Annotated in this window: 15 protein-coding genes; 5 read left to right on the top strand and 10 right to left on the bottom strand. The window is 62.5% G+C overall.

The genetic code is table 11. The annotated features are described in order from the left end of the window. Positions 1–303: 303 nt before the first annotated feature. On the top strand, positions 304–1,902 hold the full coding sequence (locus MUB52_RS09110) for a phosphoenolpyruvate carboxykinase (RefSeq protein WP_263843894.1): 1,599 nt from the start codon (positions 304–306) through the stop codon (positions 1,900–1,902). A gap of 21 nt (positions 1,903–1,923) precedes the next feature. Here the strand turns inward: MUB52_RS09110 and MUB52_RS09105 are convergent, their stop codons facing one another. Further along, a complete protein-coding gene (locus MUB52_RS09105) occupies positions 1,924–2,655 on the bottom strand; it encodes a hypothetical protein (protein WP_263843893.1) in 732 nt (243 codons plus the stop codon). A gap of 54 nt (positions 2,656–2,709) precedes the next feature. Beyond that, complete coding sequence (locus MUB52_RS09100) at positions 2,710–3,687, bottom strand: LysR family transcriptional regulator (RefSeq protein WP_263843892.1); 978 nt, start codon at positions 3,685–3,687, stop codon at positions 2,710–2,712. 109 nt (positions 3,688–3,796) lie between these two features. Between MUB52_RS09100 and MUB52_RS09095 the strand changes: the two genes are divergently transcribed. The 4 genes from MUB52_RS09095 (at position 3,797) to MUB52_RS09080 (ending at position 7,180) form a co-directional block, all read left to right on the top strand. Next, entirely contained in the window at positions 3,797–4,156 is a 360-nt protein-coding gene (locus MUB52_RS09095) for a helix-turn-helix domain-containing protein (RefSeq protein WP_263843891.1), read from the top strand. A gap of 288 nt (positions 4,157–4,444) precedes the next feature. After that, on the top strand, positions 4,445–6,130 hold the full coding sequence (locus MUB52_RS09090; RefSeq protein WP_263843890.1) for an acyl-CoA dehydrogenase family protein: 1,686 nt from the start codon (positions 4,445–4,447) through the stop codon (positions 6,128–6,130). 130 nt (positions 6,131–6,260) lie between these two features. Then, positions 6,261–6,782, top strand: coding sequence for a TetR/AcrR family transcriptional regulator (locus MUB52_RS09085; RefSeq protein ID WP_263843889.1), 522 nt, complete (start codon positions 6,261–6,263; stop codon positions 6,780–6,782). Positions 6,783–6,787: 5 nt separating this feature from the next. Further along, positions 6,788–7,180: an META domain-containing protein gene (locus tag MUB52_RS09080; RefSeq protein ID WP_263843888.1), complete on the top strand. Its 393-nt coding sequence runs from the start codon at positions 6,788–6,790 to the stop codon at positions 7,178–7,180. Here MUB52_RS09080 and recO read toward each other — a convergent pair. From recO to MUB52_RS09040, 8 genes are all read right to left on the bottom strand, one after another. Next, positions 7,164–7,889 carry a DNA repair protein RecO gene (recO, locus tag MUB52_RS09075; RefSeq protein ID WP_263843930.1) on the bottom strand — a complete coding sequence of 242 codons (726 nt, stop codon included), beginning with the start codon at positions 7,887–7,889 and terminating at the stop codon, positions 7,164–7,166. The genes MUB52_RS09080 and recO overlap by 17 nt on opposite strands. Continuing rightward, the gene (locus tag MUB52_RS09070; protein ID WP_263843887.1) at positions 7,889–8,218 is read right to left on the bottom strand and encodes a DUF1491 family protein; all 330 of its coding nucleotides are present in this window, start codon (positions 8,216–8,218) and stop codon (positions 7,889–7,891) included. The genes recO and MUB52_RS09070 overlap by 1 nt, the downstream gene beginning before the upstream one ends. A 72-nt stretch (positions 8,219–8,290) precedes the next feature. Next, complete coding sequence (era, locus tag MUB52_RS09065; protein ID WP_263843886.1) at positions 8,291–9,199, bottom strand: GTPase Era; 909 nt, start codon at positions 9,197–9,199, stop codon at positions 8,291–8,293. Then, positions 9,196–9,882, bottom strand: coding sequence for a ribonuclease III (rnc, locus tag MUB52_RS09060; protein WP_263843885.1), 687 nt, complete (start codon positions 9,880–9,882; stop codon positions 9,196–9,198). The genes era and rnc overlap by 4 nt, the downstream gene beginning before the upstream one ends. After that, positions 9,879–10,718 carry a signal peptidase I gene (gene lepB, locus MUB52_RS09055; RefSeq protein WP_263843884.1) on the bottom strand — a complete coding sequence of 280 codons (840 nt, stop codon included), beginning with the start codon at positions 10,716–10,718 and terminating at the stop codon, positions 9,879–9,881. Before lepB ends, rnc begins: the two co-directional genes overlap by 4 nt. 240 nt (positions 10,719–10,958) lie before the next feature. Next, positions 10,959–11,363, bottom strand: a complete 405-nt coding sequence (gene acpS / locus MUB52_RS09050) for a holo-ACP synthase (RefSeq protein ID WP_263843883.1) — start codon at positions 11,361–11,363, stop codon at positions 10,959–10,961. Then, on the bottom strand, positions 11,360–11,983 hold the full coding sequence (locus tag MUB52_RS09045; protein ID WP_263843882.1) for a LysE family translocator: 624 nt from the start codon (positions 11,981–11,983) through the stop codon (positions 11,360–11,362). The genes acpS and MUB52_RS09045 overlap by 4 nt, the downstream gene beginning before the upstream one ends. Next, positions 11,980–12,729, bottom strand: coding sequence for a pyridoxine 5'-phosphate synthase (locus MUB52_RS09040; RefSeq protein ID WP_263843881.1), 750 nt, complete (start codon positions 12,727–12,729; stop codon positions 11,980–11,982). The genes MUB52_RS09045 and MUB52_RS09040 overlap by 4 nt, the downstream gene beginning before the upstream one ends. Between the last annotated feature and the right edge of the window lie 16 nt (positions 12,730–12,745).

The raw sequence follows: 12,745 nt of genomic DNA, 5'->3' as shown, positions 1-12,745 counted from the left end.
CCGATCGTTTGATGGCGAGGCCCTTCGCCTTCTCTTGGCCCTTCGATATCGATACTCACGCGCGAATCAGCAGTGCGCACCCCGACAGTTGAGCCATAATTTGATTACGAATGACTGAACTGATGCGTATTCCCGCCGCCTTTTGGCCAAGATCTCCGCGCAAATCCACGCACACCGAACCCTTCGGAGACAAAGTTTGAAATGGTGGCGCTAACTGCGCGCAGGCGCCTGTTCAACAACAAAAACGTCATGTTATGAGGCCTCTGCGCCCGTGCGCGCGGCGTTGAAATAGGAGAACGACGGATGACACATGGACGGGTGAACCCGGATTTCACGCTCGAGGATCAAGGGATCAAGGGGGTCGGGGCCGTCTATTACAACCTGATCGAACCGGACCTGATCGAACAGGCGCTCGCGCGTGGCGAAGGGCGCTTGGGCAAAGGCGGCGCGTTCCTCGTGGCCACAGGGAAGTTCACAGGGCGCTCTCCAAAGGACAAGCATGTGGTCAAGACCGAAAGCGTCGCCGACACGATCTGGTGGGAAAACAACGCCGCCATGTCGCCCGAGGGCTTCGACGCTCTTCATGGCGATATGCTCAAGCATATGGAGGGCCGCGACTATTTCGTGCAGGATCTCACGGGTGGCGCAGATCCGAAACATGCGATCAACGTTCGCATGATTACCGAGCTCGCCTGGCACGGGCTCTTCATCCGCCATATGCTCCGCCGCCCTGACCGGGAGGATCTGGACGACTTCATCGCGGATTTCACCGTCATCAACTGCCCGAGCTTCCAGGCCGATCCGGCCCGGCACAGCTGCCGTTCGGCAACCGTGATCGCCATGAATTTCGACAAGAAGCTGATCCTGATCGGCGGGACGGAGTATGCAGGCGAGAACAAGAAATCTGTCTTCACGCTGCTGAATTACCTGCTGCCCGAGAAGGGCGTTATGCCAATGCACTGCTCGGCCAACCACGCGACGGGCAATCCGGTCGACACCGCCGTGTTCTTCGGCCTGTCGGGAACCGGCAAGACAACGCTCTCGGCCGATCCGGCGCGTATGCTGATCGGCGATGACGAGCATGGCTGGTCCGACACCGGCACGTTCAACTTCGAAGGCGGCTGCTATGCCAAGACCATCAGCCTCAGCCCCGATGCCGAGCCCGAGATCTATGCCACGACCGAGAAGTTCGGCACAGTCATCGAGAATATGATCTACAACGAGGAGACGCGAGAGCTCGACTTTGAGGACGACAGCCTGACCGCAAACATGCGCTGCGCCTACCCGCTGCACTACATCTCGAATGCCTCCGCCTCGGCGCGGGGCGGGCATCCGAAGAACATCATCATGCTGACCTGCGACGCTTTTGGCGTGCTGCCGCCCATCTCGCGACTGACGCCGGCGCAGGCGATGTATCACTTTCTCTCAGGCTTCACCTCGAAGGTGGCGGGCACCGAGCGTGGCGTGACCGAGCCCGAGCCGACGTTCTCGACCTGCTTCGGCGCGCCCTTCATGCCGCGCCGCCCCGAGGTCTACGGCAACTTGCTGCGGGAGAAAATCGCGACCCATGGCGCAACCTGCTGGCTGGTGAACACGGGCTGGACGGGGGGGGCCTATGGCACCGGCTCGCGCATGCCGATCAAGGCGACACGCGGGCTGCTGACCGCGGCGCTTGACGGCTCCCTGGCGGATGCGACCTTCCGGAAGGACCCGAATTTCGGCTTCGATGTGCCGGTGGATGTCAAAGGCGTGCCGACCATCCTGCTCGACCCGCGCCGCACCTGGGATGATGCAGAGGCCTACGATCGTCAGGCCGCGAAGCTGGTGAAGATGTTCTCGGACAACTTCGAGCAATACCTGCCGTTTATCGACGACGACGTCAAAGCTGCGGCGATCAGCTGATCGCCGCCACGCTCCCGGTGATCAGGCGGCTTTCTTCGACGGCTCCGGAACGTCCACCACGTCGATTATGGGCATTTCAAGCAGGTACCGCGTGTCTTCGTTGGTGAGGTAGCTCAGAAACCCCTCCAGCGGCCTGTCGGAGCCTTTGCGGAACCACCGTAGCGCACCCGGTTCGTTGTGCATGTAGCCCATGCGCTCGGCAAACCCCTTGAACGCCACCGTGCGCGCCATGAAGCCGAAGATATGATCGGGGTTCCAACGGCACATCGCCTCGTGGATGCCGTATCGCGCGAGCACCGTGGACAGCCCGGTGCCGCGGTACGGCCCGGTATCGCCCATCCAGACTTCGCCGTGGTAGACCACGCGCCCGGTGATGCGGTTGGCCCCGGGGCTGGCCCGAAACCGCGAGCGCCGCAGGTCGAGGTCGGGGATCGCCGGGGGAAAGTCGCGGAACCGCTTGAGCATGTAGCCGCCCAGGGTCTTTTGCCGCAGATCGATCAAGCGGGAGGCTTGCGTGTGCATCAGCAGGCCGTCAGCGTCGCGCGCGATCAGCCAAAAGGCGTTCTTGTCGTTCAGGTCGTGCACATCGGGATCGAAGGGTGCGCCGAGGCCCTGCTGCGGCCGCTCGGCGCTCAACAAGGCTCGATACTTGAGAAAATTTGACCCAATCGTGACAGAAATGCGGTTTTGGTGCAGAATATCGCGACTTGTCGCCACGAATTGTGTCCCCGCATTCAAACTTTGAAAAGACATGCCAAAACTCCTTTGCACGAGCATCCCCATGCAAAGGTTAGACTAAATAAGTGCTTAACGCTCGAACTTTGCGTCAGCAGGATCGAAATTTACCATAATATCGGCAGAAGGCTGCACAATCTTGCCATGATCGAGCCCAAATATCTCAATATCGGACGAAGGCTCGACCAAGGAATAGAGCGCCAGACTGCCGTCAGGGAATCGCCCCCCAAGCATTAGACGTTGATAGTTGACAGGTTTGAGGGTCCCATCCGCCTCGGACGGAACCAGTGTGAAAACATGGTCCAAGCGCAGACTCTGCGTGGTTTGAACCTCGTGGAAGGGCTCATCCAGCATCCGCGCGAAGTCGTCGCCACCGGGCATGCGCCCCAGCGACCGGCCGACGCTGCTGCGCGCCTTGGCCCAACCGAACCACTTAACAAAAAACGATTCTTCGCCGAACTCCACGCAGATCCAGCCTGCGATCGTATGGCGATAGACGATGAGATAAGGACGCACGTGCTCCATATGTGGCGATTCGATATCGCCCCCGGCCATGGCCCAACTGCGCAGCGTCTCGCGCTGCAAACAGGACGGAGAATCCCAAACGCGCCCCAGGGAATGCTGCTGCTGCCAGAAGCACCACCCGTCGGGCAGAACCGAACTGAAGAGCTGCAGCCCATGCACATGGCTGACGTTGCTGTTCAGCCAGGCGTTGCCGCGCGCCAGAATGCCCTGCGCTTCGGGCAATGCACGCTCACCCGCCTCGGTCAACTGGTACTGACGGTCCTCAACGGTGAAAAGCGCCTCGCCCTTCGCCTCCTCCAGCTGGGCGATGTGCCGACGCACCGTTTGCCGCGTGCTGCCAAGCTCCTTGACCGCGTGACTGAGGTTGAGCGTCCGCGCCAGCGTCGTGAACGACCGGATCATCTCATGCAACAAGCCATGAGAATCAGCGGTCTTCTTGATCGCTTCCGACGTATCTGACGGGTCCACCATTCGGTTCATAGCATGGATGGTAAATAAATCACCCAGTAATGCAACATTTTTCACCCATCACCAGAACATTTTTAATCAAAAAAATGAAAAAGGTACTCAATTGAACGATTCGGTGATTCCCGGAAAGAGTGTGAACAGTCACAACCAGAGGTGTTAAATAGTTATGTCCCATCCAGTCGATGTTCACGTTGGTCGTAAATTGAAGCAGATTCGTACGATGCGCCGCCTGTCGCAGACAGATGTCGCTCGCAAACTGGACCTGTCGTTCCAGCAGATCCAGAAATACGAAATCGGATCGAATCGAATCGCGGCCAGCAGACTTTACGAGTTGTCGCGAATTCTTGACGTTCCTACGTCTTATTTCTTCGAAGGTCTTGATGCGGAGGTTGAAAAATCCGAGCGCCGAGACCCAAGCCTCGAGATCGTCACGGCCCTGGCTGCCATCCGCGACGACACAATCAAGACACGCATCGTAACCTTCATCGAAGATGTTTCGGGCGTGACGGTAGCGCGTCAGGGCTGAGCCCCTGGTCATTGGCGCATCGGCAGGCAGTTTCGCCTGCCTTCCGATGCGCCCTGTATCAATCAAGAATCTTTAGTGAGTTTGTGACTGATCAGCGCCGCGCAAGCGGCGCTTTTTCGTGTGAGGGTTGCAAGTTGCCCCTAAGAAACAGAGTGTTTCCAGATCAACCACGCAACACCGCAAAAAACGTCGCGAAATTTTCGTCCAAATTGACGCATCATCCCGCATTTATGTTGCGCTGCAACTGCGAAAGACTTACATCGTCCCCAACCGATGAAGGATGCTGACATGCCGCATGATGGACAGACCCCTCCGACGCAGGACACCGTGATCCTGGACGATCTGCTGAGCCTTACCGCCGCTGCTCTGCCGCCGCTCGATGCGCTGCTAGAGACCGCGACGGCGCGCGTGACGTCGCAGGTAAGCGAGGACGGTCGCATCTCAGGCGCGCTGGTCGAACAGCACCAGACCGCGGCCCACGGTTTGGCCTGGATCGCGACCTACGTCCAGGCTCTGCGGCAGATGCAGACCTGGGCCGAGCGTCTCTCCGCGAGCGGCTCCTTTGGCGAGACCGAGCAGCTCATCCAGCAGATCGCGTTTGGCGAATACCTCTGGCAGCTCTACGGCGGCCTCCAAATGAATCAGGGCGAAATGCTGCGGCTTCAGGATCTGGGGTTGGACCAGTCCGACATGCGCGCGATGATGGAGCCGGCGATCATGACGCTGACGCAGCGCGGCAACACCCAAGCCGCCCGCACGCGACTGGTCGAGCTGATGCAGGAGCACTCCGCCGACATCATCACCGGTGCCTCGGGCCTGGATGATGAACTGGAGATGATCCGGGAACAGTTCCGGCGCTACGCGGTCGAGAAAGTCGAGCCCTTCGCCCACGACTGGCATCTGAACGATGATCTGATCCCCCTGGAGGTGATCGAAGAGCTCGCGGAAATGGGTGTCTTCGGACTCACGATCCCGGAAGAATACGGCGGCTTTGGTCTCTCCAAGGCGTCCATGTGCGTTGTCTCCGAAGAGCTGTCGCGCGGATACATCGGCGTCGGCTCGCTCGGCACCCGGTCAGAGATCGCGGCGGAGCTGATCCTCGCGGGCGGCACCGAGGCGCAGAAAGAGAAATGGCTGCCGCAGCTCGCCAGCGCGGAAACCCTGCCCACGGCGGTCTTCACCGAGCCGAACACCGGCTCCGACCTCGGGAGCCTGCGCACCCGCGCGGTCAAGGACGGCGATGACTACCGCATCACAGGCAACAAGACGTGGATCACCCATGCCGCGCGCACCCATGTGATGACCTTGCTCGCGCGAACCGATCCCGAGACGACCGACTACAGGGGTCTGTCGATGTTCCTCGCAGAGAAGACGCCTGGCACCGATGAGGCCCCCTTCCCCACCGAAGGTATGACTGGCGGCGAGATCGAGGTCCTGGGCTATCGCGGCATGAAGGAATACGAGCTCGCCTTCGACAACTTCCACGTCAAGGGCGAGAACCTGCTCGGCGGCGAAGAGGGCAAGGGCTTCAAACAATTGATGGAGACCTTCGAGAGCGCCCGCATCCAGACCGCCGCGCGCGCTGTTGGCGTCGGTCAGTCCGCCCTCGACATCTCGATGCAATATGCGCAGGACCGCAAACAGTTCGGCAAACCGCTCATCGCCTTCCCGCGTGTTTCGGGCAAGCTGGCGATGATGGCGGTCGAGCTGACCATCGCGCGGCAACTCACCTATTTCTCTGCATTCGAGAAGGACGAAGGTCGCCGCTGCGACGTCGAGGCCGGAATGGCCAAGTTACTCGGGGCTCGTGTGGCCTGGGCTGCCGCCGACAACGGGCTCCAGATTCACGGCGGCAACGGCTTCGCGCTGGAGTACAAGATCAGCCGCGTGCTTTGCGACGCGCGAATCCTCAACATCTTCGAAGGTGCTGCGGAGATTCAGGCCCAGGTTATCGCGCGGCGTCTGCTCGCCTGACGCCGCGCACGGGGGGCCGACGGCGGGCATCCGCGCGAAAACCGGGCCCCAATCAGAAGGCAAACGCCGTTCCACGCCGTGTGGTCGCTTCGCACTTGCAGCATCACAGCCACCTGCGTATGGCTGACCCATGGCAACACAGCGACTCACCCGTCAAAAGTGGATCGACGCAGCCCTCACGGCGCTCGTCGAAAATGGCCCGCCCGCCCTTGCGGCGGAGCCGCTGGCCCGCGAACTCGGGGCCACAAAGGGTTCATTCTACTGGCATTTCAAGGATGTTCCGGCCCTGCACGAAGCCGTCGTGAAGGACTGGCAATCGCGGGCGCTGTCAGACATCGCCGAAGCGCTGTCCAAGAGCGGCAATGCCGAAAAACGGCTACGCAGCTTCGGCAAGCAGTTCCTCGCCGACAAGCAGGATCCGGCGTTTCGTGCCTGGGCTCAAACCACATCGATGGTGGCGCAGGCAATGACGGATGTGGACACGGAACGGCTCACCTATCTCGTCAACATCCTGGCGCAGTTGGGCGTCCGCAATCCCGCCTTTGCGCAAAGCTGTCTCGCCGCACTGATCGGTTTGCCGCAACTGCACAGCAAGACCAAACCTGCGCAGGCCTTCGATACGATGATCGACCTCGTACTCGCCCTGAAATGACGCGGATGTGGATACTGGCCGTCCTGATCGCTTGCGTCGGTCTTTCGGCCTGCCGGCGGGACGAGACGCTGACCGCCTACGGTGCGGCGAACAAAACCTGGCGGCTTGTCGAATTGGATGGTGCGGCAACCTCCTACAGCGCCAATCTGCGGTTTCCGGAACCCGGGCGGATGTCGGGTCAGGCCCCCTGCAACAGCTTCAGCGGGCGCATGAGCGCGCCCTACCCGTGGTTCGAGGCGAGGGAGCTGGTGACCGCGCGGCTGGCTTGCCCGCACTTGCAGGAGGAAAGCGCTTATCTGACGGCACTTGCCGCGATGACCCTCTCGGAGGTGCTGGGCGATACGCTGATCCTATCGACACCAGAGGGGCGTCAGATGATCTTCACAGCCGCCGAGTGAGCACATCGACGAAGCGCGCTCGTGCGTCGGGCAGCGGCGCGGTACCGAGATCAGCGGCCAAGTGAGCGGTCAGGAAATGCCCTGTCGTGCGAAGCGCTTCTGAGATCTCGGCATCCGCCCCGGAGCCTTCGCCGCGCAGCACATCCGGCAGCGGCAGCAGCCGATCCGCCCAGTCGCCCGCGGCTCCGCGCGAGACGGCGCGGCCTGATCGCGGCGACACAAAGGCAAGGTCCTCCGTCTGGCCCGTCACCGCGCAGGTATCGAGCTGAAGCGCGTACCCCATCTCCTCCAGAAGCCCAAGCTCCCACCTCAGATAGGCCAGTGGCCAGAGGTCTGGCTGGTCCAGCAGATCGAGCAACTGCTCGCTGCGGTGATAGAGGCGCGGGTGCGGTTCTCGTTCGGGCAGGGAAAAGCTCAGAAGGGCCACGACCGCGTTCAACCCCGCAAGCGAAAGACGATCGCCGAGGGCGGCTGCGGCGCGGCTGCGCACAGGCTCCACCTGGAAACTGCCGATATGATCTTCCAGCCGCGCCCGCCAGGTCACGTCAAGCTGCGCACCGGGCTGCAGCACAGGCGCGATCCGACGACTTGTCCCGCCCCGAACAACCCCCGCGTGCCGCCCGTGCTCGGGCGTAAAGACTTCAATGATGGCCGACGTCTCTCCATGGCGCCGGGTGCTCAGTAGGATCCCCTGGTCGCGCCACTCGATCATGCGAAGCCGGGCTGATCCAGCATGTGTCGGCCCTGCCGGTCCTCGACCTCGATCACCCAGACGTCCGGGTCGTTCTTGCGTTGCCTGTGAATGCAGGCATCCACCTCCGCCTCGCTGCCCTGTTCGAGGATCGACCAGCTGCGCGTATCCTCCATCAGATTGTAACTGCGATGATAGATCGTCGCCTGCCCGTCCAGACGGTTCAGCTTGACCAAAACGCTGCCCGCATCGTCATCGCCACGAGCGACGATGAACGCAGGGATGTCGAGCCCCCGCAGCCGTGTCAGATAGGCGTCAATCCAGAACCGGGCCGTCAGCCGGGTCATGCCGACCCCTTTGCACGTCCAAAGACGAGCGACCCCAAGCACAGGCCTGCATAGGCGCAGAACCACTTCGGGTCAGCCATTGCCATCTTTGAACTCCAGCCCCATCTCGGCGTAACGCTCGGCTTCGTCGAGCCAGTTCGGCCGCACCTTGACCTGCAGGAAGAGATGCACCTTGCGGCCAAGAAACTCCTCCAGTTCTTCTCGCGCGGCCTTCGACACTGCCTTGATCGTCTCCCCTTTGTGGCCCAGCACGATGCCCTTGTGCCCGTCGCGCACCACATAGATCAACTGGTCAATCTTGGCTGAGCCGTCCTTGCGCTCCTCCCAACTCTCAGTCTCGACCGTCAGCTGATAGGGCAACTCCTGGTGCAGGCGCAGCGTCAGCTTCTCGCGGGTCATCTCGGCGGCGATCATGCGCATGGGCAGATCGGCGATCTGATCCTCGGGGTAGAGCCACGGGCCTTCGGGCAACTCTGCCGCCAGCCAGCCGCGCAGGGCCTCCACGCCATGGCCCTTTTCGGCGGAGATCATGAAAGTTTCGGCGAACGGATAGCGATCATTCAAGTCCTTGGTCAGCCCCAGCAGAACCTCCGACTGCACCCGATCGATCTTGTTGATGGCCAGCGCCACCCGACGGCCTTCACCGATGTCACCGAGCCCTTCTAGGATACGCTCCACGCCCTCGGTCAAGCCACGCTGCGCCTCGACCAGCAACACGATGATGTCCGCATCGGCTGCCCCGCCCCAGGCCGCGGCGACCATGGCGCGATCAAGCCGGCGGCGCGGCCGGAAGAGGCCTGGCGTGTCCACAAAAACGATCTGCGCCTCGCCTTCCATCGCGACCCCTCGGATGCGTGCCCGGGTGGTTTGCACCTTATGCGTCACGATTGACACCTTGGCACCGACCATACGGTTCAGAAGGGTCGATTTACCCGCATTCGGCTCGCCGATCAGGGCGACAAATCCGGCCCGCGTGGTCATTCCGAGGTCTCCAGCGCAGACAGCAGATTACCGGCAGCGGCCTGTTCGGCCTGGCGCTTCGAGCCCGCGGTTGCCTCGCGCCGCTCCCCCGTCTCGAGTTCGGCCGCTATGGTGAAAATCGGCGCGTGGTCGGGGCCCGAGCGCGACACCTCGACATAGGACGGCGGTTGAAGGCCACGCGCCTGCGCCCATTCCTGCAGCGCGGTCTTGGCGTCGCGGGCGTCCTCTTCCACGTTATGCAAACGGTCGCCCCAAAGGCGCAGGATCAGCGCCTTCGCGGTATCAAACCCCGCATCGAGATACACCGCTGCCAAGACAGCCTCGATGCTGTCGCCCAGAAGCGCCTGCTTGCGCCGCCCGCCCGACAGCATCTCCGAGCGCCCAAGCCGCAGCACAGCGCCCAGATCAATCTGGCGGGCCACATCCGCACAGGTCTCCTTGCGGACGAGCGCATTGAATCTCGGGGCCAATTGCCCTTCAGTCGCCCCCTTGTCGAGGCTTAGCAAGGCCTCTGACATCACGAGCCCCAGCACCCGGTCCCCAAGGAACTCCAGCCGCTGATTGTCGTCGCGATTGGTGGAGGAGATCGAGGCGTGTGTCACCGCCTGCGCCAGCAATTCCGGGCGCTTGAACCGATGCCCGAGCCGGTCCTCGAAGGACTTCAGTTCCGCTGACAGCTTCACTCGACCGCCCTGAAGAAGCGGTCGCCCCGCCAGGTCCAGAAGAACAGCATCGACCGGCCCGCGGAGGAGAACATGATCCGATCCGCGCGTCCGATCAGATTCTCATAAGGCACGAACCCCACGCCTTGCACCTGCTGCGCAAGACGGCTGTCAGCGGAGTTGTCACGGTTGTCCCCCATGAAGAAGTAATGACCCTCCGGCACCGTATAGACACCGGTCCGGTCCGAGGCCTGCGGGCTGATGTCGAGGACAATATGCTCCGTGCCACCGGGCAAGGTCTCGATGAACCGGGCCTTCTGGCAGACACCGCCATCGCCGACCGGCCCATTGCCGCAGCGCGGACGACGGCCCTCGGGACCCTGCGGCTCCATGATCTCTTCGAATGTTCCGGCAGGCTCCTGCGGCGCCGCTTCACCGTTGATGTAAACGATCCCGTCGCGCATCTGGATGCTGTCACCGGGCATGCCGATCAGGCGCTTGATGTAATCGCGCCCCGAAACCGGGTGGCGGAACACCACCACATCCCCCCGCTCGGGCTCGCCGCCCAAGAAGCGCGTGTTGTCGCCGTCGAAGACACCGCAGATGTCCTTGGCATCGATGTTGATACCGAAGCGCGGCAGGATCAGGCTGGGGCACGACGCATAGGAGTAACCGTAGGCCATCTTGTTCACGAAGAGGAAATCCCCCACCAGCAAGGTCTCTTTCATCGAGCCCGACGGAATCCAGAACGGCTGGAAAAAGATGGTGCGAAAGACGCCCGCGATGAGCAGCGCGTAGACGATCGTCTTGATCGTCTCGACAAAGGCGTTTTGCTGCTTTTCTTCCTTGGCGTCCATCGGGCGCTCCCACTCATTGGTTTGCGCCTAAATGCGGGGGTGGGCGGGGGGTGTCAAGGCGACTGCGCGCAACCCTGCGCGAGCCGGTGCGACCGATTGGGTCGAAACCAACCCAAAGCCCTTGTTTTCAACGTCAAAGCCCATGTGATCGTGCCACGCCGACCCTTCCGAGGCTGTGCACTGGTTCTGGGACGCCGCGCCGCCCGAAGGAGCAGCCGCTTGGCCGCCCAAAAGACGACACTAGCGCTCAACCGGCCGCGCCTCGATCACCACGAAGGCCTGCGCCCAGGGGTGATCATCGGTCAGGGTGACGTGAATCACCGCCTCAAACCCCTCAGGCGTCATCTCATCGAGCCGCTCCCTGGCCCAGCCCGTGACATGCATGACCGGCTGCCCGGTCGAGAGGTTGCTGACCGACATGTCCTTCCACGCGATCCCCATGGCAAGCCCGGTCCCCAGCGCCTTGGAACAGGCCTCTTTCGCCGCCCAACGTTTGGCATAAGTGCCCGCCACGTCCTTGCGCCGCTCGGCCTTGCGCTGCTCGACTTGTGTGAAGACGCGGTTGCGGAAGCGGTCGCCAAAGCGGTCGAGCGTGCCCTGGATCCGCTCAATGTTTGCAAGGTCGGTGCCGATGCCGAGGATCATTCCAGACGGGCCGTCAGGATCTTGAAGCTGGCAAAGCCGAAGAACCCTGCGAAGACAAGGTCGAACCAGCGCTGCGCCCGGGCGTAGGCGCGCACCACGGCCGCAGAGGAAAAGAGCAACGCGTAGCCCAGGAAGATCAGCATGGACCCGGCGTAGAGCAACCCGAAATAGCCAAAGAGCATCAGCGGGGTGGCGTCCGCGGGTGCCACGATCGCGTAGATGGAGCCCCAGCTGAGGATCGCCTTGGGGTTGGTGATATGGATCGCGGCCCCCTTCATGAAGAGCGTGCGCGCGCTGCCCGAAAACGGCGTGCCCATGGCGGCGGGGCCCGAGCTGGCGGCCCGGCGCAGCGCCTTGAGAGCCAGCCAGCCGAGGTAGAGCGCACCGGCATAGCGGATCATCTCGAACACCCAGGCGTTGGCAAGCATGATCGCCGAGAGACCGAGCGCGGCAGCGATGCCCCAGGCGGCGGAGCCGGCGAGGATGCCCAGCGCGAAGACGAGCGCCGAGGCGCGGCCCGCGGTCATGGCGGTGCCCGCGATGCCCATGGTGGCGGGGCCGGGCGAACCGCCCGCGAGCACCCAGGCAATCCAGATGGCGACAAACTGTGCGGTGATCATGCCCGCGCCTCGTCCATCAGGCGGCGCATCTCCTTGATCGCCGGTTCGAGCCCCAGGAAGATGCTCTCGCCGATGAGGAAGTGGCCAATGTTGAGTTCACGCACTTCCGGGAAGGCCGCAACCGGCATCACGGTATCATAGGTCAGCCCATGGCCCGCGTGCACTTCCAACCCCAGTGAATGGGCGTAGGTCGCCATCTCGCGCAGGGCGTCGAGCTCCTCGTGGTGGGTGTCGAGCTCGCCATCGGCATAGGCATCGCAATACGCACCCGTATGCAGCTCGATCACCTGTGCCCCGATGCGGTGCGCGGCCTCGACCTGGCGCTTGTCAGCGGCGATGAAGATCGACACGCGACAGCCAGCATCGCGCAGGGGTGCGATGAAATGGGCCAGCCGGTTTTCGTCGCGTGCGACATCGAGCCCGCCTTCCGTGGTCCGCTCCTCGCGCTTTTCCGGTACGATGCAAACGGCGTGTGGCTTGTGGCGCAGCGCGATCTTCTGCATCTCGTCTGTGGCGGCCATCTCGAAGTTGAGAGGCACGTTCAGCACCTCCATGAGCCCCTCGATGTCCGCATCCGAGATATGGCGACGGTCTTCGCGCAAATGCGCGGTAATGCCATCGGCTCCTGCCTTCTCAGCCAGCCGCGCCGCGCGCAGCGGGTCCGGGTAGGCGCCGCCGCGTGCATTGCGCACGGTTGCGACGTGATCGATGTTGACGCCGAGGCGCAGGTGTTCGTGATTGGCCATGACGAGCCCCCCTGTT

It is taken from the genome of Roseobacter sinensis, from assembly GCF_025755255.1.
Classification (GTDB): Bacteria; Pseudomonadota; Alphaproteobacteria; order Rhodobacterales; family Rhodobacteraceae; genus Roseobacter; species Roseobacter sinensis.
The sequence above is the reverse complement of the archived record's forward strand: the minus strand, read 5'-3'. Positions and strand labels throughout refer to the sequence as shown.